Raw genomic sequence first — 23,211 nt, forward strand, 5'->3', positions numbered from 1 at the left:
TACGTAATGACATGGTATCTCTCGCATCCCAGGACATAAGCGACTCCATAAACGGGTTCTTATGCCTTAGTTGTAAGTGTCTACCATGTCCCCGAACAAGTGTTCACCATGTCCCCGGACTGTACACTCCCACGGGGAGAGGGAGACGCTGCCAAATGTTAAATATGTGCTCGGTCAGTCCCCTCTCCCGCTTGCGGGAGAGGGTTAGGGTGAGGGGCCAGGCGCACTCTGTTTAACCCGCCAACACCGCAAACACTTTCTCAATCGCATACGCGCCCGGATCTTTCACGCCATCCAGACTCTGCTGGTTCAGATACGCGGAACGCCCCGCTTTGGCGCTCTGCATCTGCGCAGTGGCGTCGGCGCCTTTCTGCGCCGCTTCTGCCGCCGCAGCCAGCGACTCGCCCGCCACTAACGCTTCCAGCGCCGGTTGCAGCGCATCCACCAACGTACGATGACCCGGCTGCGCGCCGCCGTAATGTTTCATGCGCTCCAGCCCGTGCATCAAGGCCTGTGGCAGCGCGCTGCCCTCTTCCAGCTGCTGGCCGGCGCTGGTGAACAGAATTGACATCAACACGCCGCTCGATCCCCCCATCACCGTCGCCAGCTGCTCGCCAATCAGCGCCAGCAAGGTTGGCAGCTCATCCAGCGGCAGCTGTTTTTCCTGCAGGCCGCGCTGAATTTTCTTCGCCCCGGCGGCAAAGGTTGAGCCGGTATCGCCATCGCCTACTTTGGCATCCAGCGCGTTCAGCTCGCTTTCCAGATCGATCAGCGTCTGCGTGACGCTGGCGACGATGCGCGCCACCTCCGCATTTTCAGAGGCATCAAAATCCAGCACGCTGCCGATTTTCTCAGCACGTTGCAGGCTGATCGGCGCAAAGTCATACACCGGCACCCAACCCAGCACCTGAACCGGCGCGTTTAACGCTTCAAGGAACGGCTCCTCCAGCGCCAGCAGCGTCAGCGAAAAACCTTTCATATCCAGCGCGCTGACCAGCGTTGCCGGCCCCAGCAGATGCGTGATGCGCGCCGCCAGCGGCGACTGCAACACTTCACGCGTCAGCAGTGCCAGCTCCAGCTGCGAGAAGCCACCGAGATTGTTGATCAGCAACAGCGCTTGCTTGCCGTCCGGCAGCGCCTGCGCCAGTTTATCGGTCATGATGCTGGTGATTTGGCGGCTGTCTTGCGTATCCAGCGTGATTACACCCGGCTCGCCGTGAATGCCCATGCCGAGCTCGCTGTGCCCGGGCTCGACGCGCTCATCGCGTTTTTCGCCCGGCACATGACAAGTGGCGAAAGCCAAACCAATGGACGATGTGGCATCAATCGCGCGCTGCGCCAGCGCTTTGACCTCATCCAGCGATTGTCCCTGCTCCGCCGCAAAGCCAGCAATTTTGTGCACCAGCACAGTCCCGGCGATGCCGCGTGGCTGCGGGTTTTCCGGCAGCGCGATATCATCCTGCACCATCACCAGCTCAACTTTGTAGCCGAGGTTTTTGGCTTTCTCTGCCGCCAGACCGAAGTTAAGACGGTCGCCGGTATAGTTCTTCACAATCAGCAGGCAACCGGCATCGCCGGTGACGTTAACAATGGCGTTCAACACCGCATCGACGCTCGGCGAGGCGAAGATATCGCCGCACACCGCCGCCGTCAGCATGCCTTTGCCGACAAATCCGGCATGCACCGGTTCATGGCCAGAACCGCCACCCGAGATCAGCGCCACTTTGCTTTTATCCCAGTCCGAACGCACCACCACGCGAATCTCATCACCGAGATCGAGGCGACTGAGGTTGTGCCACGGCGTACTCAGCAAAACCCCTTCGATGGCTTCGTTAACCAGATCGTTTTTCTCATGCATAAAAAACTGGCTCATTGCATCCTCTCCAATGGTGTTGTCGTCCTACAAGGTAGCGTATGTGCGTAAAGAATAGGCGCAGCGAAGTGCGGAAATGCAAAGGGCGGCACAAGCCGCCCTTTAATTCAGACTATTACCGCTTATAAAGCGATGCGCAGCACGCTATCTGGATTTTTTGGTGGTTCTTTGCGTGAACCCGGCTGCTTGATGCTGACAAACAGGGTTTTGCCATCGGCGGAAACCGCCAGGCTGTTTGGCAGGCCCGGCGCTTTCACCGTGCGTTTTACCTGGTAACTGCTGGCGTCGATGATGCTGATTTCGCCCGCTTTACGGTGCGTGACGTACAGCTCATCACGATCGGCATTAAACAATACCGCCAGCGATTCCGGCACATCGATCTTGTGGATCACCTGCTGGGTGCGGGTATCCAGCACCAGCACCTGCGGCTGTTTTGAGTCGCTGAGGAAGGCGCGATGGCCTTTGGTATCCAGCGAGATATTGAGGAAGAAGTGATCGTTGTCGCCATCGATTTTCTGACGCTTTTCAATCGCGTTCAGGCGCGTATTGATGGTCACCAGTTCGCCATCGGAGTTAGTGACGTACAGTTTTTGCGCCGCAGAATCGATCGCTAAACCGGTGCCCATTTTGCCGGTGTTCGGCACGGTGCTGATCAGTTGCAGGGTTTTGCCATCCACCACCCACACCACGCTCTGCTCACCGAGGCCAGTGATGTAAACGCGATCGGTCGCCGGATCAACCGCCAACTGGCGCGGCTGCAGCGGACGCACGGTTTCACTGCGCTGACGACCATCCAGCACCAGCGTGTTGATCACCTTGCCGCTGGTGGCATCCACTGCAGTCAGTGCAGCATCGCGGGTGTTACCCAAATAGAGAATGTTGGTTTTCTGGTTGATCGCTGCGCCAAAGGTCGGCAGGTCGGTGTTGATGGTTTGCTTTACCGCCAGATCCTGCGGATCGAGACGATAAACGGTGCCGCCTTTTTTGTCGGTGGTGCTCTGCGCGGTCGCCAGGAACAGCGCATTATCGCTGTTGCTGAACGCCAACTCGTAAGCGCCTTTTGAGATCGCCTGGTTCAACGGCTGAGACTCCGCCGCCATCACCGCAGAGGTTGAGAACAGCGCTGTTGCCAGCAGCAGTGGACGCAGCGCCCACGATTTTTTATTCGCCTTCATAACATCTCCATAGCAAAAACACCGCCTGATGGCAGTGAAGTGAAAGCCCGACATTACAACCAATGTTAAAAAGACAGCCCGAGGCGAGCCGACGAAGGGTGCTACTTTTTGAGAATAGTAATCATTTCGAAGGGAAAGTGACAGGATTTTATCGGCTTACCAACGCCGCCAAGGCGCCCGAAGGCACCCTGTCAGCACAGAACGTTAATGCAACTTATTTGGTCAGTTCCGCAGTCATGTGCACGCCGTTGTTGAAGTTGGCTTCGGTCACTTTATACGAAGAACCAGCTTCATGCGCCTGAGCAGCGATTTGCGCTTCTGCTCCATCCAGCGTTGAAGCGGTTGCAGTGATGCTTTGCGCAAAGCTCGCGAATGGCAGAACGGTCAGAGCAACAACAGCAGCAAAAGTTTTGATGGTTTTCATGGTCAATTCCTTAGTGTACGTTTGATTGAGTAAGGCGTCATCGCCTTGTTGAGAGATATAATAGGCGCAGAATTGATCAGTAAAAAGCGGAGAGATTTGCCGTTGTCATTCGAATATTTTGAACATAAAAAGCACGTTTGGGTTAACCTTTGTGCAAAGGGTTAAAAACCTAACATTTAATTAAAAGGCAGGATATATGGCTGTGATAGCCCGAACGCATAACGCTGTCGCGGCGCGATTTATCGCGCCGCGACGGATGGCATAGGTGTTAACCGTGATGACGAACGCGGGTGAAGATGGTGATGGCCGCCAGCAGCATCAGCACGCCGCTGGCGAGGAACACGCCGCCAGCGCCTTGCAGATCAAACATCCAGCCGCCGGCTGCGGCACCGGCGGTGATCGCCAGCTGAATGGTGGCGACCAGCAAACCGCCGCCTGATTCCGCATCGTCCGGCACCGCGCGGGAGATCCACGTTGACCAGCCGGTTGGCATCGAACCAAACGCCAGGCCCCACAGCGCCACGCCCGCCGCGACCAGCCACGACACCTCGCCGAAGCTCACCAGCAGCAGCGCGGTCACGCTCATCACCAGCGCCATCGCGGTTAACGTCAGCGATACGCTGCGCGTCACCAGATATCCTGCCAGCGAAGTACCGAAGAAGTTCGCCACGCCAAACGCCAGCAGCACCAGCGACAGCTGATTGACGTTCAGCTGCGCGCTGCCTTCGAGGAACGGACGCAGATAAGTAAAGAAGGCGAAGTGGCCGGTAAACATCATGATCACCGCCAGCATGCCCCAGCGCATCACGCTTTTACGCAGCAGATCCAGCACGCCACCGCTGCGCGCTTTATTAATCGGCGGCATCGCGGGCAAGGTGAAGAACTGCCACAGCAGCGCCAGCACGCCTAATGCGGCGGTCAGAATGAAGATGTTACGCCAGCCAATAATGCCGCCCAGATAGCTGCCGAGCGGCGCAGCAATAATGGTCGCCAGCGAAATACCGCTAAACACGATGGACAGCGCGCGCGGCACCTGATCGCTCGGCACCAGACGCATGGTAATCGCGGTCGAGAGCGTCCAGAAGCCGCCAATCGCCACGCCCAGCAGCACGCGGGCCAGCAGAATCATCGGCAGATTCTCGGCAAAAGCCACCAATAGCGCCGAGGCAATCAGCAGCAGCGTAAAGGCCAGCATCACCACGCGACGATCGAGCTGGCGCGTCACGTTGCCAATCACCAGGCTGGTGAGCAGCGCCACCAGCGCAGTGACGGTCACGGTTTGTCCCGCCTGCCCTTCGCTGATACGCAGCGTGTCGGCGATCGGCGTCAGCAAGCTGACCGGCAGAAATTCTGCGGTAATCAGGCCGAACACGCCAAAGGCCATGGCAAACACCGCGCCCCACGCCGGTTTATCCACGTCTAACGGTGTTTCGACTATTTCAGTATCCAGGCTCATCTGTGATCCCCATCACAAAATATTTAGCGTTAAGCATAGTGACTGATCACCAGACGATCTATGATGCAGAAACTTTGTTTTTTGATTATTCGTCTGGGATTGGTATGAGTCGCTATGAAGATCTGACCAGTGAATTGCTGATGGGCATGCGCCTGTACGGCGTCAAATACCAGCGTATCGCGCTGCACGCGCCTTTTGGCCTGCAATATGACGACGCGCCTGGTCGCGCGCAGCTGCATTTTGTTGGGCGCGGATCGTTACTGATTCGCTCGGCGTCAGGCGTGATTTATCCGCTGCAGGCGGGCGATGCGCTGCTGATCCCGCACGGCAAACCGCACGCGCTGATCTCCAGCGAAGAGGCCGTTTGCGAACCCATTTCGACGTTTAATAGCCGCCCGATTTGCGCCAGCGTCTGCGCCATCGACGACAGCACCGAACTCTGCCCGGATAACAGCGATGTGATTCTGTTCAGCGCCTGCATGGCGTTTGAACTGGGCGGCATGCAGCCGCTGGTGCACACCATGCCAGACGTGATGCTGGTGAGTACGCTGCTGGCGCAGTACCCGGAAATTCAGCCGATTCTCGATGCGATGGAGCGCGAAACGCGGCAGCGCAAAGCCGGTTTCGCCGGGATTTTGTCGCGGCTGGCGGATGTGGTGGCGGCGCAAATTGTGCGGGGCTGGGTGGAGAACGGCTGCGGCAAAGGCAGCGGGCTGGTGCAGGCGCTGCGCGATCCGCGTCTCAGCCTGGCGATGGCGGCGATGCATCGCGCACCCGGCGAAAACTGGACGGTGGAACGGCTGGCGCGCGAATCCGGCAGTTCACGCTCGGTGTTTGCCGCGCGCTTCCAGACGGCAACCGGCATGACGCCGCTGCGCTATCTTACCGAGCTGCGCATGCGGTTGGCGGTGGAACGTATCGTGAACGAGGGTGAAGCGGTGGAAAGCGTCGCCTTCCACCTCGGTTACGGTTCGCTGGCGGCGTTTAGCCGCGCCTTCAAACGCATTGTTGGCACGCCACCCGGCGCACTGCGCGCCGAACGCGACATGGGTTAACGGAACACGCTGATCGCTTCCACCAGACGATTGGCCTGATGCTTCATGCGACCGGACGCTTCGGCGCTTTCCGCCACGCGCGCGGCGTTTCGATGGGTGATATCGTCGAGATCTTCCACCGCTGTGCTGACCTGCGTCAGCGCGATGGCCTGCTCGGCGGTCGCGCCGCTGATTTGCGCGATCAGCGCAGTGACATTCTGCACCTGATCGACAATCTCCTGCATGGTGTGCCCAGCCGCATCGGCGTGATCGCTGCCCGATTGCACGCGGCTGGCGCTGGTTTCCACCAGATGTTTGATTTCGCTGGCGGCCTTGGCGCTGCGTTGCGCGAGATTGCGCACTTCACCGGCCACCACCGCAAAGCCTTTGCCCTGCTCACCGGCGCGCGCGGCTTCCACTGCGGCGTTAAGCGCCAGAATATTGGTCTGAAAAGCGATACCGTCAATCACGCTGGTGATGTTGGCGATGCGCTTCGAGCTGTCGGCGATCTCCGCCATCATGCCCACCATCTCCTGCATCACTTCGCCGCCTTTGATCGCCGCATGACTGGTGTTTTCCGACAGCCCATTGACCTCTTTGGCGGTATCGGTGTTGCTCTTCACCGTGGCGGTCATTTCGTTCATGGTGGCGGCGGTTTGCTGCACGTTAGCCGCTGCTTGTTCGGTGCGGCGGCTCAATTCGTCGTTGCTGCGCGCAATGGCATCGCTGGCGCTCAGCACGTTGATCGCCTGGCCGCTGACATCATCCACCAGCCAGCGGAACATCAGCCCAAGCTGGCCGATGGCGCGCAGCGTCACGCCAATCTCATCGACGCGATCAATCTGCTCCACTTTATGGCTGGCACCGGTCGCCACGCTCAATGCCTGACGGCACATGCGCTCCATCGGACGTGAAATTTGCTGCTCCAGCCACAGACTCGCCAGCAGTAAAAGGCCCGCCATGCCGCCGGCAAAGCAGCCAACGGCAAGAGGTGCAAGGCCCAGCAGCCAGACGCCAATCACCGAGAGCGGCAGCAGCGTTAATAAGGTTGAGCGGATGCGCCAGCGCAGCGGCAGAGTTTTCAGGATCGAGCCCAGGCGACGCCAGCCGGTGCCGACCATCAAGCCTTTATGGAAGCGGCGTCCTTTGACGCGCCCTTCGCGGAAGTCGCGGTACAGCGCTTCGGTCTGGCGAACCTCCTCCACCGACGGCTTGGTGCGCACCGACATAAAACCCTGCACTTTGCCTTCACGCACCACCGGAATGGCGTTGGCGCGCACCCAATAGTGATCGCCATTTTTACGCCGGTTTTTCACCAGCGCCGTCCACGGCTCGCCCTGTTTGAGGGTCGCCCACATATCGGCAAAGGCTTCCGGCGGCATATCCGGGTGGCGCACCATGTTGTGTGGCTGGCCATTCACCTCTTCCGGACTGAAGCCACTGACTTCAATAAAGGCATCGTTGGCATAGGTGATGTAGCTGTTGAGATCGGTAGTCGACATCAATGTGGCGTCATCGTCAAAAGCGAATTCACGCTGAGTGACGGGCTGGTTGTTACGCATGTGTGTGTCCTTGCAATACGCAGGCGAAAAGAAGCAATCGATAATACTTTTTTATCTTTTCGGCATCGTACGGCTTGAGCTTTAGCACCAGTTTCAAATTCAGGCCAATAAAAAAGCCGCTTTGCAGCGGCTTTCACACTTTTTCACTTAGCTCATCGATTAACCGGGTTTTACAGTAAACCAAATCAATCTTTTATTAAAAACCCAGTCAGCAGACCTGCATGCAGCGCAAAGGGCGCAGGGAAATGGGATTTCCCAAAGCCATTTGTGTCGCAGGAAGGCGGCAAGCTCGTTCATCCCCGGGAGCAGAGTGAACTCTGTGACCGGGGTGAGCGAGCGCAGCCAACGCACCTGCAGCGCAAAGGGCGCAGGGAAATCAGAATTGCCAGCGAACCCCCACGTTATACCGCCACCCTTTGGCACCATTACCATCAATCTCTTTGCGATAATCCGCTTCCGCATACAACGAAACATCCTTCTGCAAGGTTGCGGTGCCGCCTGCGCCCACTTCCCACATTTGACCAAACTTGCCGCTGCTGAAGGTTGCGCCAAACGCCGGATTATCCACCGATGACACCGAGGTATCTGCGCTGCCGCCCCAACCTTTGTAGTAGTTCGCGCGCAGATAAGGAGTGTATTGACGATTGCTGTCGTCGGTCCACGTACGATCGAGGCGCGCGCCGAGACGACCAATAGTTTGATTATAGTCGCCGTAACGCACGTTTTTGCCGTCTTTATCGGTGAAATCATTCATATTCAGCTTCATGTACATTAGCTGCGCCTGCGGCTCAAGCTTGTAGCCATCGCCCAACGCAAACGGATAGCCGCTCTCCAGCGATGCCGTCCAGCCGTGGCCTTTCAGCTTCGCTACTTCTTGCGTGCGGGCGATATCGGTTTCGCCGCGATGCCAGTCAAATGACAACACACCGTCCAGATAGAATCCGCTCTGACGCTGCCAGGTGCCGTAAAACGCCAGGCTGTCGCTGTCGAAAGTGGTGCTGCTGTAACCGTCGGCCGCATGCGGACGAATGCGCGTATTACCGCGCGTATAGGCTAAACCGCCGCGCAGGCTATCCTGCTCGCCATCGAGTCGCAGCAGATTGCCGCCTACCTGCACCGCACTGTAATCGAGGTCAAAGTCGTAACCGAAGTCGCGGAAACTCTTATCGCTCTTGTACTTCAGGTTCGAGCCGATATAGCGCAGGAACATCTCGCCGCCGTTGCCTTGCGGACGTGTCTGCTCGTGGCGCAGTTCACCAAGACGTTTATGCAGATCGTCGATAATCGCCGAGGTGTAATAGGCCAGGCCAACCGGTGCCGACACATAAGATGGCACCTGCGGCACCACCGCCGGACGCGAATCGTAGCTTTGCGGCGTGCCAAAGGCATCGGTGACGAAGGTCGGCTGACAGTTAACGCTATCCTCACACACGTAGTAGTTCGCCAGACGGTAATCCCAATAGTTATTGCCGCTGCCGCTGACTAAACGCTGGTTAGGATCGCTGCTGCCCGGTGCAAAGGTGTAGAGCCGATATTGCCACGGCCCGGCACCGAGATAGCCATCCTTCAACGCGAAGCTGTTGGCGCTGGCATTACCGCCAACCTGCGCCAGCGAGATCCCTTCGTTGCCCTCTACCCCTCCATTTTGATTGAGATCGGTGAGTGCGCCGGTGCTGGCATCCGCCAGTTTCACATTCACCAGCGTGGTACCGCTGGCATTGCCGGTGACGTTAATGTGGTCGGTGAACTGATTGCTTAGCGCACCACCCTGGTTGAGGTTAGTGACCAGATTGAGCTGGCCGCCGCTCGACGCCAGCGATCCAGCGATATCCAGCGTGTTGCCCGGTGAACCCGCGCCGTTGGTGAGATCCAGCGTACCGGCGTTGTTCACCAGCAGCGAATCGGCGGTGCCACCGGATAGCGTCGGATGCACGTTATCGCCGGCATACAGCGTGGAATCCGCATCGACATTGATGGTGCTGTGCGCCAGCTGCAGGTTATCGGTTAGTGTCCATTGGGTATTGGCGAAGTTGATGGTGCTCCAGCCGCTGCCAAGATTAACGCCTTTGCTGAGATCGTCGGCGCTGAAGCTGCCGCCGCGCGCGTCGATCTGATTGAAGGTCAAGGTGTTGCCGGTGCCATTACCGCTGGTGAGATGATAGGTGGTGCCGAGATCGACCTTGCTCACTTCAGCCGTGTTGTTGTTGTCGTTGCCCATGGTCAGGCTGCCGTTGAGCGTTCCGCCCGTCCAGCGGAACCGATCCGATCCGCCGCCCGGATTGATATCGCCCTGCACCGCGCCTTCGGTCAGCAGAATTTCGTCATCGGCGTTGCTGCCCGCTACCGCCACGGTTTGTGGGTTGGCGGTGATGATGTTGCCAAGGTTCTCGAAGATGGTTTTACCGCCGCGCAGATCCACCACCGGCGCCGTCAGGCTGTTGGAGGTGAAGTTGCCGGTATTGACGATGGTGCCCGCCGTGCTGGAGACCAGCGCCGATCCGCCCGCCGCATTGTCGATATTGACGTTGGCAGCGGTGGTGACATTGCCGGTGGTATTGGCGCGGATACCGGTGCCGCCTGCGCCGGTAACATTAAATTGATAGCCCGACCCCAACGTCAGATCGCCGCGGGTGGTGGAACCATCGGCATTGGCGATATTCAGGCCGCTGCCGCTGCCGGAGACGTTGGTGGTCACCGTCGAAGCCGGATCAAATGGCACAGCGGTGCGAATCCCGTTGCCGTCGCCGACGTTAATGGTGAGATTGCTCAGACCAACGTTGCTCAGTTCGGCGCGGTTTTCGATGCCGTTGCCGCTGCCCAGCACGTTCACCGTGGCGTCGCTGGCGCTGAGTGCGGACGCACCGCTGTCCAGCAGGATGCCATGCGCATTGCCGCGCGTGGTGATCACCGTGTCGCTGCCGGTAAGCGCCAGCTGCGCGCCGTCGCTGATGCGCACGCCCGCGACACCGTTATCGACATTGATGGTGCCGCCTTTCGCCAGCGTGCTGCCGCTGCCGGAGACATCCAACCCGGTGCCGTTGGCTACGTTGACCACGCCGTTGTTGGTCAGCGTGCTGCCGGCGCGCGAACGGATCCCAATATTGTTGCTGCCGGTGAGGTTCACATTGCCGTTGTTGACCAGCTCTGCGCCGTTGGTGACATCAAAACCCATCGCGCCATTGCCCGCGCCGCTCACATTGCCGTTGCTGGTAACGCGGGTGGCCGCCGCGCTGCCATCCAGCGCGTTGCTCAAATCGGTACGCAGATTATTGACCAGCACGCCGACCGCGTTGCTGCCACTAAGATTGATGCTGCTGCCGCTATCGAGCGTGGCGTTCGCACCGCCTTCGGCACGGATCGCCGTACTGCCCTGGCCGCTGGCGGTGAAGTTGGCGTTGCTGCTATTCAGGCTGCTGCCGCTGCCGGAGATAATCGCGCCGGTGCTGCTGCTGGCGCTGGCGGTGAGGGTGGTCGGCGTGGTGAAACTCAGCGCCGCGCCGTCATCAATGCGATAGCCGGTTGAGCCGCTGCTGTTGATATTTAACGCGTTGGTGGCGGAGCTGATGCGCGATCCGCTGCCCGCCGCGTGATAAGCAATTTGGTCACTGTTATTGAATACCGGCGCTGAACCGGCGGCGATATTCACCAGCGCACCGTTGAGCGCTTCCGCCCCAATCGCGCCGGTGCCGTTGAGATTCAGCGTGCCACCGTTCAGGTTGGCTACCGCGCGATTGCCGCTGGCGCTGACGCCTCGGCTGCGGTTGGTGGTGCTGCCGCCATTAACATTGATGGTGCCGGTGTTATTGGCGGTGGTGGCAAAGGTGCTGCTGCCGCTGTTCACCGCGATGCCGGTACCGCCATCGTTGATGTTGATATTGCCGCTGTTGGTGCCGGTCGCACCGCTCTCGACGCGAATGCCGGTGGCGTTGGCGCCGCTGAAGGTGATATCGCCGCTGTTGGTCAACTGCGCGCGATTGCGGGCCAGATAACCAGTCAATCCACTCTGTGACGCATTCAATGACGCCGCAGAGTTCAGGCGGGTGCTGGTCACCGGCGAGCCGCTGTTTCTGCCAAAGATGTCGTGTTTTTGTCCGTCAACGATCGCGCCAATTGCGTTGCTACCGGTGAGATTCATGGTGGTTGCGGCATCAATAATACCCGTTGCGCCCCCTTCCACCGTGATGCCATTGGCACCGCTGCCGCTGACGTTGATCACCGCCGCATCGCTGCTCACTTCGGTGCCTGCGCCGCTACCGAGCACGGCGGTAGAACCGGCACCCGACGCGGTGAGCGACAAGGCGTTACCGTTGAAGTCTGCGCCCTGCTCAACACGAAACAGCGTGGAGTTCTGCGTGGTGACATCAAACGGATTGTTGCCCAGCACGTTAATCAGCGCATTGGGGCCGTAGGCGAAGAAGGCGATCTGATTGGTGCCGTTCGAAAAGGTCGGTACGGCAGCCGGATCCACGGTCACCGTGGAATTGCCGCGTGCATGCACGCCGATCGCGCCATTGCCGCTGAGATTGATCGGGCCATCGACGGTGGCCTGCGCCGTGCCAGTTGCACCTTGCCCTTCCACCCACACGCCATAGTTACGCGTGCCGCTGGCCGGATCGGCCCCGCCTGCCACGTTGATGGTGCCAGTTGAGGTGGCGCTGGCGGTGTTGCCATTGGTCGCCAGCACTTTCAGGCCGGTGCCGTTCACGCCATTCAGGTTAATCGTACCCGCGTTATTGATGTTGCCGGCACTGTTGGTCACCAGCATGCCGACGTTTTCACGCGGAATGGTGGCAGCCGCACCGTTCACATTGATGGTGCCGGTGTTGATCATGGTGGCGTTATTCGCGCCGGTCGCCGACATCCCCGCCGCATTTTGCGTTCTCGTGCCGAGGGTAATGCTGCCGTTGTTAACCGCGTTGCCGTTGGCGACCAGGGCAATACCGCTGGTCAACCCGCTTTGGTTCATCGCGATATCCGCCGTCGCTTCACTCAGGCTGTTCTGCGGTCCGCGACCAATGTAGATATTGCCGCTGGCGTTATTGGTGAAGCTGGAAGTGGCGTCGGTCAGTAACACGCCAGACGCGGTGCCGCGCGCGCTCGAACCGTTGACGCCAACGTTGATATTGCCGCTGTTATTGGCGGTGGATGACACGCCAAGATTGATGCCCGCCACGCCATACTGTGAATTGCTGCCGGTGGTGGCGAGGTTGAGGATGCCGTTGTTGTTAAAGGTGCTACCGGTTTGCACGGCTACGCCGTTGGCACCGTAGCCGGTCGAGCCAATGCCGGTACCATCCTGACGATTGAGGAAGCCGCCGTTAATTACCCCATTATTGGTTCCACTGCTGTTATCGGTTAACACCAGCGCCGTGCCGTTATTAGTGATGCTGCCGCGACTCGCCAGTTTGCCATCAATCACCGCTTGCGCGCCGTTGGAGGCTTTGATCGCACCGCCCGTCGCGCCCACCACTTCCAGCGTTTTACCCGCCGCCAGATTGACCCTCGCGTCCGCGCCATTGGCATTGATCACAATGCGATTGCCGATCGCCTGCGTCACCTCGTCTGGCGGCGTGGCGCTAACGTTGTAGACGATGTTGGCATTGGTGAAGGTGACAGCTTTATTGAACTCAGGCAGATAACGGGTTTTATCAAGATTGCCCGCCTGCAGCTGACCGATCAGCCAGTTGTTGTAGTTTTGCAGCTGGCTGGCGTTGGTGACGGTAAAGCTGGTGCTTTTGCCATCCAGCGTCTGCACGCTGAATGCGCCGTTATAGGTGGCGAGGTTTTGCACCTGATAGCTGCTGGTGGCCGATCCCGCGCCGTCCGGCGTGGCGGTGGCACCGAAAAAGCTGATGCGGTTATTACTGTTCCAGTTCACCGTGCCAGTGCCGCTCACATCAAATAGCTGTGTCTGCTTGGCGGCCATGGTCCAGCTGTTGGTGCTGGCGCTGCTGAGCGCATTCGCCTGGCCGATATTCACATCCAGCGTGCCGCCGGTGACATCCGCAATGCGCGCATCGATGTACTGCGCATCATTGACGTTCTGCACATCCGGCACGCTGGTGGCACTGGTGACGGGCGCTAAGGCGACAAGACTGGCGGAGTTATATACCTGGAATGTGCTGTTGGTGCCGGTTGCGGGATCGGGCGTAGTGATCGCAAAGTTTTGCGGGCCGGGATCCAGGCGATCCTGATTGAGATACTGCGATCCCGAGGTGATCGCCACTTGCCCGAGCGTGGTGGTGACCGCGCCATCCGTTCCTGCCGTGAATGCCTGATTGCCGGTCAGACTTTCATTGCCGCTGCTGACGGTAATTTTACCGGTTTGGTTGTCATTATTTTCTGGTGTGTAAGTCCCCAACGTAACAGCCTGACTTTGCATCGCTGGATAGATCAGCAATTGCGCCGCCAACATCCCTAATGCGATAGGATTTAATGTAAACCTCATACTTCCTCCAGTGGGCGTGCAGCGTCCGCGCTGTTATTGCAACAGCGTTAAATTCTTCGCGTGGGGATAAAGCGGCAGATAATGACCAATCCCGTGTAGCAATCTAATTTGAGAACAACTGTGTGAAGAAATACGGTGCAGTGAAAAAAGGGATGGAATTGTTGTTATAGATTAATTGGCTTTAGGTATAGACTTTTTCGCTGGTGAGTGCAAAAGACAATTATGAGTAACCTATTGTCATCTCGGGGAATTAATTGCGATGCAGGTTGGATATTCTAAATAATTTGAGGCCATTTTAAATATTAGGTCTGGATTTCTATCTCCTTAATAAAACCTTTATTTTTTGCTAACGCTTTACTTACAAACGGTACTTAAGCAGTGAATGTGGCTGTGACGGGTTAAGCGACTTGAGAGAGTTTAAAAGCGTGATCGTGATCACGGTTAGACCAGGTCACGCTTTATGCCGACCTGGTCGATATCCGTACTTCACTTAACTTAAATCCACATTGCGGGTGCCGCCCCACCAGGTAAAGACGAACCCGCCAATCCACGCCACGATCAGCCCGGCGAGATACACCGCCATGCCGGCAAAAATGCCCTGCGATGAGGTCATTAGCGGCAATGTGACTAATCCTGAAGGGCCAAACACGGTGTTCATTCCCACTGGCAATCCCAGCCATGCCACCAGCCCGATAAAGAAGCCGCCCAGCGCACCGCCAAAACAGGCGGTGATAAAGGGTTTGAGACGCGGCAGCGTGACGCCATAAATCAGTGGTTCGCCGACACCGAGCAAGCCCGGCACAATGGCGCCTTTGATCTGTTTACGCAGCAGTGAGTCTTTATCCGCTTTGCACCATAACGCCAGTGACGCGCCGACCTGCCCGGCGCCGGCCATCGCCAGAATTGGGAAGAGCGAGTTAAAGCCCTGGGTTTCCATTAGCGCGAAATAGACCGGAATAAAGCCTTGATGAATGCCAAACATCACCGCGATCAAAAACAGTCCGGCCAGAATAGCGCAACCAAACGGATTGTTATTTAGATGAATGAACAACCACGACATGCCTTTAAATAATTCGCCGCCGATTGGCATAATCACCAGGAAAGTCACCGCGCCGGTAATTAATAACGTCAGCAACGATGTCAGGATCATATCGAGATTATCGGGAATGATTTTTCGCAGCTGTTTCTCAATCCAGGCACCAAATATTGCCGCCAGCAGCACGCCAATAATATTGCCGCGCGGATCGATCACCATGCCGAAGAAATCCTGCATCCCGCTGTAATAACCGACCTTCGCGTCAGGGATATAACCGAGCACAAACAGCGAGGCGATAATGGCCCCGTTGACGCCGGTACCGCCAAAGGCTTTCTGCGCGTTATAGCCAATCAAAATACTCAGGAAGGTGAACAGCCCTTTGCCAAACACCTTCATGTACGCCACGGTATCCAGCAGCCAGCGTGCATGATCGCCAGGCTGATTAAGGTGGAAGATCTGCTCAATCAGCGTGGCGAAACCCAGAAGCAAGCCGGCACCGATAAAACCGGGGATCAGCGGCGTAAAGATGGTGGCGAAGCAGGAGAGAAAACGGTGCAATGCGCTGGTCTGCTTTGCCTTCATCTGCTGCTTTTGCGCGCTGGCGATGGCCTGCAGATCGCCCGGCGCCTGTTGATTAAGCAGTGCCTGCATTTTCTCTGCTGCAGTTTGCGCTTTACCGGGACCGAGCACGATCTGCAGCTGCGCATCGCTGTCGATCACGCCCAGCACGCCCGGCAGCGCTTTGAGTGTGGCGCTATCCACTCGCGCGGCATCGTTAAGTGTCAGACGCAGGCGCGTCATGCAGTTGCCGCACTGCACCACATTATTGGCGCCGCCCACCGCCTGCAAAATGTCGCGCACCAGATCCTCAGTAATGGCCGCCATTATTGCGCTCCTGCGTCACGCAAAGCGTTGCGAATGAAGCCCTGATTCTGACTCAGCAGCGATTTCGCTTCATCGGCCGTTAATCCCGCCAGCACCATGACAATCGCGGTTTTACAGTGCCCATTACACGCCGCCAACGCCTGCTGCGCGGTAGCATCGTCACAGTCGGTGGCTTGTTTGACGATATTCACCTGGCGCTGCACCAGCTTCTGGTTGGTGGCTTCCACATCGACCATCAGATTGCCGTACACCTTGCCGCTGCGAATCATCGCGCCGGTGGTGAGCATATTCAGCACCAGTTTCTGCGCCGTGCCGGCTTTCATGCGCGAAGAACCGGTGACCACTTCCGGGCCGACCACTGGGGTTAACGCCACATCCGCGGCCTGCGACATTGGGCTGTTGGGATTACAGGTTAACGCTGCGGTAAATGCGCCTTGCTGACGCGCATACGCCAGCGCGCCCAATACATAGGGCGTGCGGCCGCTGGCGGCAATCCCGACCAGCACATCGTTAGCGTTGAACTGGATATCCCGCAGATCCTGCGCGCCCTGCTCCACGTTGTCTTCGGCGTTTTCCACCGCCTGCAGAATTGCGGTGTGGCCGCCAGCAATTAGCCCAACCACCTGGCTGCGCGGCGTGCCGAAGGTCGGTGGACATTCGCTGGCATCCAGAATCCCCAGACGACCCGACGTGCCTGCGCCGCAATAGATCAGGCGACCGCCTTTGCTGAAGGCGTGGGTGATGGCATCCACCACCTGCGCAATCTGCGGCACGATGGCTTCCACCGCCAGCGCCACTTTTTTGTCTTCATCATTGATCACCCGCAGCATCGCTTCGGTGGTCAGCTCATCGATGTTGTGGCTGGCGGGATTACGACCTTCGGTGATCATCTGGCTCAGATCGATCTGCATGGGACACTCCTGTATGAGAATAATTTATTCGTAAAACTATATATCACACGGAATTGTTAATTCCTCTGCTGCGCGGGATTTTTTTGTTTTTTGCCGCAGCGGACATAAAAAAACCCGCCGAAGCGGGTTTCTGTGCGTAGTGGTCGCCATGAATGTCGCCCCCTACGGCGCAGGTGGTTAGCTGGCGCTTTGCGTGCGCAGCTGTTGCTCGTAGGCGGCGGCTTGTTTGGTGTCGAACTGGTCTTCCCAGCGCGCAATCACCAGCACCGCCAGCGCGTTACCGATCACGTTCAGCGCGGTACGCGCCATGTCCATGATGCGATCGACACCAGCGATAAATGCCAGGCCTTCCAGCGGAATGCCCACGCTGCCCAGCGTTGCCAGCAGCACCACGAAGGAGACGCCCGGCACGCCAGCGATGCCTTTCGAGGTCACCATCAGCGTCAGCACCAGAATAATCTCGTCAGTCAGCGACAGATCAATGCCATACAGCTGGGCGATAAAGATCGCCGCGATGCTCTGATACAGCGTTGAACCGTCGAGGTTGAACGAGTAACCGGTCGGCACCACGAAGCTGGTGATGGCTTTCGGCGCACCGTAGGCTTCCATCTTCTGCATAATGCGCGGCAGCACGGTTTCTGAGCTGGAGGTAGAATAGGCAAGAATCAGCTCATCTTTCAGAATGCGCATCAGCGTGGTAATGCGCAGCTTACAGAAGCGCGCCACCGTGCCGAGCACCACGAAAGCAAAGAACAGAATCGCCACGTACACCAGCAGCACCAGCTTGGCGAGCGGATAGAGCGACGCAAAACCGAAGTTCGCAATGGTGACCGCAATCAGCGCAAACACGCCGACTGGCGCATAACGCATGATCATGTGCGTCACTTTAAACATGGTTTCGGAAATCGAACGGAATACCGTGACCAGCGGATCGCGATGTTCCGATGGCAGCGCCGATAAGCCCATACCAAACAGCACCGAGAAGAAGATAATCGGCAGCATGTCGCCCTTCACCAGCGAGGCGAAGATGTTCTGTGGGATCAGCGACAGAATGGTGGTGACCAGACCGTGCGGTGCACCCTGAACCGCTTCGGTGGTGGCTTCGTATTTAGAGATGTCCACCGTTGCCAGCGTTGACATATCAATGCCGCTGCCGGGTTGGAATACGTTGGCCAGCGTGATGCCGACCACAATGGCAAGGGTGGTGATCACTTCAAAATAGATAATGGTTTTAACACCAATACGTCCGAGCTTTTTCGCATCACCCACGCCAGCAATGCCGACAATCAGTGAGGAGATAACAATCGGTACCACAATCATCTTGATCAGATGAATAAAGATGTCACCCGCTGGCGTCAGAATGTTAGTGATTAACCATTCACGATCGTCGGGCTGATTATGCAGCACGGTTCCCACAATCACGCCCAGAATCAGCGCGACTAAAATCTGCCATGCAAGGGTGAACTTAAAACCTTTCATAACGCGTTATTTCCTCAGTTAAAAACCCCTTTGCTCTGCTGCGAAGGTGCAGGAGAAATGTCACACAGGGAAGTGAGCAAAAGCCCGATAAAATAGAGGGTTATTTATGACTACGTCGGTTACAGCTGTGCAGGCATTTTGCGCCTGCGGGGTGATGCAGTCTGAGTTGATACCTGCTGAACAGGGCCGAGATAAGTACCATTTTCACTACGGTAAATGCAACCCCCGGCGCGATAGCGCAAATCTTATTCAGGTTAGTAGCATAAAATGCTGACGAAGGTTAACGGCCATAACTCGCTGTTATGAAAAGTGTTAATTCGATAAGTTTCAGCATAGCTATGCAATATTGCGCAAAAAGCGGCCCGGCGCGTTTGCTGATTATTTGCACAACAGAGGCAGCGATCTTGTAGGCTTAAGGCAGAAGATCACGCTGCTGGCGCGGCGTTTTTGCCCGCCGTTCGCCGGGGATTTGGCAGTGATAAAAGGTCGTGATCCAGACTACAAAACAGAAACAAAGCCCTGTCGTAGTCTTCAATTAACCATTGATTGACATATGATTAACATCTTCAAGGAGGTCAGCCATGAGCCAAATACACAAGCATCCCGTACCCGCTGCCATTGCAGCGAATGCTCTCATTAATGCCGATCAGTATGCGGCGCTGTATCAACAATCGGTTGACGATCCCGACACCTTTTGGGGTGAGCAAGGCAAAATCCTCGACTGGATTAAGCCTTACAGCAAAGTGAAAAATACCTCCTTTGCCCCCGGCAATATTTCGATTCGCTGGTATGAAGATGGCGCACTGAACCTCGCCGCGAACTGCCTCGATCGCCATCTCGCCACGCGTGGCGACCATCCCGCCATCATCTGGGAAGGCGACGACGCCAGCGAAAGCAAAACCATTACTTTCCGCGAATTGCATGCGGACGTCTGCCGCTTTGCCAATGTGCTCGACAGCCTGGGCGTGAAGAAAGGCGACGTGGTGGCGATCTACATGCCGATGGTGCCTGAAGCCGCCGTTGCGATGCTGGCCTGTGCGCGCATTGGCGCGGTGCACTCGGTGATTTTCGGTGGCTTCTCACCGGAAGCCGTCGCCGGGCGCGTGGTCGATTCCAACGCCAAACTGATTATTACCGCCGATGAAGGCGTACGCGCCGGACGCAGTATCCCGCTGAAGAAAAACGTTGATGATGCCCTGAACAATCCAAACGTCACCACGGTGAAAAATGTGGTGGTGTTTAAGCGCACCGGTAAAGATACCGGCTGGCGTGAAGGCCGCGATCTGTGGTGGCACGATCTGGTGGCGAAGGCCAGCGATCAGCATGAACCGGTCGCCGTTGATGCCGAACATCCGCTGTTTATCCTTTATACCTCCGGTTCCACCGGCAAGCCGAAAGGCGTGCTGCACACCACCGGCGGTTATCTGGTGTATGCCGCCAGCACCTTTAAGTATGTGTTTGATTATCATCCTGATGATGTTTACTGGTGTACCGCCGATGTCGGCTGGATCACCGGCCACAGCTATCTGATTTACGGCCCGCTGGCGTGCGGCGCGACCACGCTGATGTTTGAAGGCGTGCCGAACTGGCCAAAACCAAGCCGCATGGCGGAAGTGGTGGATAAACATAAGGTGACGCTGCTGTATACCGCGCCAACCGCAATTCGCGCGCTGATGGCCGAAGGCGATAAAGCGATTGAAGGCACCGATCGCAGCAGCCTGCGCATCATGGGTTCGGTGGGTGAACCGATCAACCCGGAAGCCTGGGAGTGGTACTACAAGAAGATTGGCGACAGCCGTTGCCCGATCGTCGATACCTGGTGGCAAACCGAAACCGGCGGCTTCATGATCACGCCGCTGCCGGGCGCGACCGAACTGAAAGCCGGTTCCGCCACTAAACCGTTCTTTGGTGTGCAGCCAGCGCTGGTGGATAACGAAGGCAATCCGCTCGAGGGTGCCACCGAAGGAAACCTGGTGATTGTCGATTCCTGGCCAGGCCAGGCGCGTACGCTGTATGGCGATCACGATCGTTTCGAACAGACCTACTTCTCCACCTTCAAAAATCGCTACTTCAGCGGTGACGGCGCGCGCCGTGATGAAGAGGGTTATTACTGGATCACCGGCCGCGTCGATGACGTGCTGAACGTCTCCGGCCACCGTCTCGGCACCGCCGAGATTGAATCGGCGCTGGTGTCGCATCCGAAGATTGCCGAAGCGGCGGTGGTGGGCATTCCGCACAGCATCAAAGGCCAGGCAATCTATGCGTATATCACGCTTAACCACGGCGAAGAGCCGTCGCCAGAGCTGTATACCGAAGTGCGTAACTGGGTGCGTAAAGAGATTGGCCCAATTGCCACGCCGGATGTACTGCACTGGACCGACTCGCTGCCAAAAACCCGCTCCGGCAAGATTATGCGTCGCATTCTGCGCAAAATCGCTACGGGCGATACCAGCAATCTCGGCGATACCTCTACGCTGGCCGATCCGGGCGTGGTAGAGAAATTGCTGGAGGAGAAACAGTCCATCACCATGCCGTAACCGGCATTGACCCGACGGAGCGTGTCAGCCTGTCCCCGGCAGGTTCCTCTCCGTCACCTTTACCTTACGCCGTAGGCTTTTCACCATCGCACAACCCATACCCAAAATAATTCGAGCTGCAGGAAGGCGGCAAGAATGAGAATTCCAGGCGCTTACTGAAGTCAGTGACGGGGATGAGCATACGCAGCCAACGCACCTGCAGCTTGAAGTATGAAGGGTATATATAACTAGAATATTCAGCCAGTTAAATCACTTTATCGTGAGATATCTGTCTGCCTTGCCTCTGGAGAAAATGTGATGAACGAAACCCCTGAACAGGAAGCAGTCTGGCAACAAGTCGAGAATAATCCGCGCTTTCATGAACTGGTGCACAAGCGCCAGGCGTTTGCGCTGCTGCTCAGCGTGATCATGCTGGTGCTCTATATCGGCTTTATTCTGCTGATCGCTTTTGCGCCCGCCTGGCTCGGTACGCCGCTGCACGCGGGCACTAACGTTACGCGCGGCATTCCGATTGGTGTCGGTTTAATTGTGATGTCATTCGTGCTGACGGGCGTCTACGTGTGGCGCGCCAACGGCGAGTTTGATCGTCTGACCAAACAGATCCTGAGCGAGGTGAAATCATGAAGCGCCTGCTTTCGGTATTTTTAGCCATCGTGCCCGCCAGCGTGTTTGCCGCCGATGCCATTACCGGCGCGGTGCAACGGCAAGCCACCAACTATGAAGCCATCATCATGTTCGTGGTGTTTGTCGCGGCGACGCTCGGCATTACCTATTGGGCCTCGAAACGCACCCGCTCGCGCAGCGATTACTACACTGCAGGCGGCAATATCACCGGTTTCCAGAATGGCCTCGCCATCGCCGGTGACTTTATGTCCGCCGCCTCTTTCCTCGGTATTTCTGCGCTGGTTTACACCTCGGGTTACGACGGGCTGATCTACTCGCTCGGCTTCCTCGTCGGCTGGCCGATGATCCTGTTTTTGATCGCCGAACGTCTGCGTAACCTTGGACGCTATACCTTCGCCGATGTCGCCTCCTATCGCCTCGCGCAGAAACCGATTCGTACGCTGTCAGCCTGCGGCTCGCTGGTGGTGGTGGCGCTGTATCTGATCGCGCAGATGGTGGGTGCCGGTAAGCTGATCCAGCTGCTGTTCGGCCTCGATTACCATATCGCGGTAGTGATGGTCGGGATTCTGATGGTGCTGTACGTGCTGTTCGGCGGCATGCTGGCGACCACCTGGGTGCAGATCATCAAAGCGGTGCTGCTGCTGTTTGGTGCCAGCTTTATGGCGATTATGGTGATGAAAGCCACCGGCTTCAGCTTCAATACGCTGTTCACCGAAGCGATGGCGGTGCACCCGAAAGGCGCGGCGATTATGCAGCCGGGCGGGCTGGTGAAAGATCCCATCTCGGCGTTGTCATTGGGTCTCGGCTTGATGTTCGGTACCGCCGGTTTGCCGCATATTCTGATGCGTTTCTTCACCGTGGCCGATGCGCGTGAAGCACGTAAAAGCGTGTTCTGGGCCACCGGCTTTATGGGCTACTTCTACTTCCTGACCTTTATTATTGGCTTCGGCGCGATTTTGCTGGTGGGATCGAATCCAGCCTTTAAAGACGCCAGCGGCGCGCTGCTCGGCGGCACCAACATGGCAGCGGTGCATCTGGCGAACGCGGTCGGCGGCAGCCTGTTCCTCGGCTTTATCTCGGCCGTGGCCTTCGCCACCATTCTGGCGGTGGTGGCAGGTCTGACGCTGGCGGGCGCGTCGGCAGTTTCACACGATCTCTATGCCAGCGTGATCCGTGAAGGTAAAGCGACGGAACGCGATGAACTGCGCATCTCGAAGATCACCGTGCTGGTGTTAGGTGTGGTGGCGATTGCGCTGGGGATTCTGTTTGAGAAACAGAACATTGCCTTTATGGTCGGTTTGGCGTTCTCGATTGCTGCCAGCTGTAACTTCCCGATTATTCTGCTGTCGATGTACTGGTCAAAACTGACCACGCGCGGCGCGATGGTGGGCGGTTGGCTGGGACTCGTTACTGCGGTACTGCTGATGATCCTTGGCCCGACGATTTGGGTGCAGGTGCTCGGGCATGAGAAACCGATCTATCCGTATGAGTATCCGGCGCTGTTCTCAATGCTGGCGGCATTTATCGGTATCTGGCTGTTCTCAATTACCGACCATTCTGCACGCGGTGCCCAGGAACGTGCCCGCTTCCGTGGGCAGTTTATTCGCTCACAGACGGGGATTGGGATTTCGCAGGGGAAATCGCATTAAGTCCGTGCTGGCTTCCCCTCACCCTAACCCTCTCCCATAGATGGGAGAGGGAACCGATCGGCGCGTTTTCTCCTTCTCCCGCTTGCGGGAGAAGGCCGGGATGAGGGACAGACCGCAC

At 57.4% G+C, this 23,211-nt stretch carries 13 protein-coding genes; 4 read left to right on the forward strand and 9 right to left on the reverse strand.

Annotated elements, in window-relative coordinates; all coding sequences use genetic code 11:
• Nucleotides 1-232 precede the first annotated feature (232 nt).
• From ACFQW4_RS21885 to ACFQW4_RS21900, 4 genes are all read right to left on the reverse strand, one after another.
• Entirely contained in the window at nucleotides 233-1,873 is a 1,641-nt protein-coding gene (locus tag ACFQW4_RS21885) for a dihydroxyacetone kinase subunit DhaK (RefSeq protein WP_377727572.1), read from the reverse strand.
• Nucleotides 1,874-1,995: 122 nt separating this feature from the next.
• Nucleotides 1,996-3,048 (reverse strand): YncE family protein, encoded by a 1,053-nt coding sequence (locus tag ACFQW4_RS21890; protein ID WP_377727575.1) that lies wholly within the window; start codon nucleotides 3,046-3,048, stop codon nucleotides 1,996-1,998.
• Nucleotides 3,049-3,262: 214 nt separating this feature from the next.
• Entirely contained in the window at nucleotides 3,263-3,472 is a 210-nt protein-coding gene (locus ACFQW4_RS21895) for a YdgH/BhsA/McbA-like domain containing protein (RefSeq protein ID WP_377727578.1), read from the reverse strand.
• A gap of 268 nt (nucleotides 3,473-3,740) precedes the next feature.
• A complete protein-coding gene (locus ACFQW4_RS21900; protein WP_101763035.1) occupies nucleotides 3,741-4,928 on the reverse strand; it encodes an MFS transporter in 1,188 nt (395 codons plus the stop codon).
• Nucleotides 4,929-5,032: 104 nt separating this feature from the next.
• Here ACFQW4_RS21900 and ACFQW4_RS21905 point away from each other — a divergent pair, with 104 nt between their 5' ends.
• On the forward strand, nucleotides 5,033-5,983 hold the full coding sequence (locus ACFQW4_RS21905) for a cupin domain-containing protein (protein WP_377727582.1): 951 nt from the start codon (nucleotides 5,033-5,035) through the stop codon (nucleotides 5,981-5,983).
• Here ACFQW4_RS21905 and ACFQW4_RS21910 read toward each other — a convergent pair.
• From ACFQW4_RS21910 to gltP, 5 genes are all read right to left on the reverse strand, one after another.
• The gene (locus ACFQW4_RS21910) at nucleotides 5,980-7,524 is read right to left on the reverse strand and encodes a PAS domain-containing methyl-accepting chemotaxis protein (protein WP_217550042.1); all 1,545 of its coding nucleotides are present in this window, start codon (nucleotides 7,522-7,524) and stop codon (nucleotides 5,980-5,982) included. The two genes, ACFQW4_RS21905 and ACFQW4_RS21910, sit on opposite strands and share 4 nt — an antisense overlap.
• A 376-nt stretch (nucleotides 7,525-7,900) precedes the next feature.
• Nucleotides 7,901-13,972: an autotransporter outer membrane beta-barrel domain-containing protein gene (locus ACFQW4_RS21915; protein ID WP_377727587.1), complete on the reverse strand. Its 6,072-nt coding sequence runs from the start codon at nucleotides 13,970-13,972 to the stop codon at nucleotides 7,901-7,903.
• A gap of 490 nt (nucleotides 13,973-14,462) precedes the next feature.
• A complete protein-coding gene (murP, locus tag ACFQW4_RS21920; RefSeq protein WP_377727590.1) occupies nucleotides 14,463-15,893 on the reverse strand; it encodes a PTS N-acetylmuramic acid transporter subunit IIBC in 1,431 nt (476 codons plus the stop codon).
• Complete coding sequence (gene murQ / locus ACFQW4_RS21925; RefSeq protein WP_377727593.1) at nucleotides 15,893-16,804, reverse strand: N-acetylmuramic acid 6-phosphate etherase; 912 nt, start codon at nucleotides 16,802-16,804, stop codon at nucleotides 15,893-15,895. The genes murP and murQ overlap by 1 nt, the downstream gene beginning before the upstream one ends.
• A 177-nt stretch (nucleotides 16,805-16,981) precedes the next feature.
• Nucleotides 16,982-18,283: a glutamate/aspartate:proton symporter GltP gene (gene gltP / locus ACFQW4_RS21930; RefSeq protein ID WP_007888562.1), complete on the reverse strand. Its 1,302-nt coding sequence runs from the start codon at nucleotides 18,281-18,283 to the stop codon at nucleotides 16,982-16,984.
• A gap of 581 nt (nucleotides 18,284-18,864) precedes the next feature.
• Between gltP and acs the strand changes: the two genes are divergently transcribed.
• The 3 genes from acs (at nucleotide 18,865) to actP (ending at nucleotide 23,093) form a co-directional block, all read left to right on the forward strand.
• The gene (acs, locus tag ACFQW4_RS21935; protein ID WP_271461117.1) at nucleotides 18,865-20,820 is read left to right on the forward strand and encodes an acetate--CoA ligase; all 1,956 of its coding nucleotides are present in this window, start codon (nucleotides 18,865-18,867) and stop codon (nucleotides 20,818-20,820) included.
• A 297-nt stretch (nucleotides 20,821-21,117) separates the two neighbouring features.
• Nucleotides 21,118-21,444, forward strand: a complete 327-nt coding sequence (locus ACFQW4_RS21940; protein ID WP_008109989.1) for a DUF485 domain-containing protein — start codon at nucleotides 21,118-21,120, stop codon at nucleotides 21,442-21,444.
• On the forward strand, nucleotides 21,441-23,093 hold the full coding sequence (gene actP / locus ACFQW4_RS21945; RefSeq protein WP_110868165.1) for a cation/acetate symporter ActP: 1,653 nt from the start codon (nucleotides 21,441-21,443) through the stop codon (nucleotides 23,091-23,093). The genes ACFQW4_RS21940 and actP overlap by 4 nt, the downstream gene beginning before the upstream one ends.
• Nucleotides 23,094-23,211 lie beyond the last annotated feature (118 nt).

Source organism: Pantoea sp. GCM10028869, from assembly GCF_042666835.1.
In the GTDB taxonomy this organism is placed as follows: domain Bacteria; phylum Pseudomonadota; class Gammaproteobacteria; order Enterobacterales; family Enterobacteriaceae; genus Pantoea; species Pantoea leporis.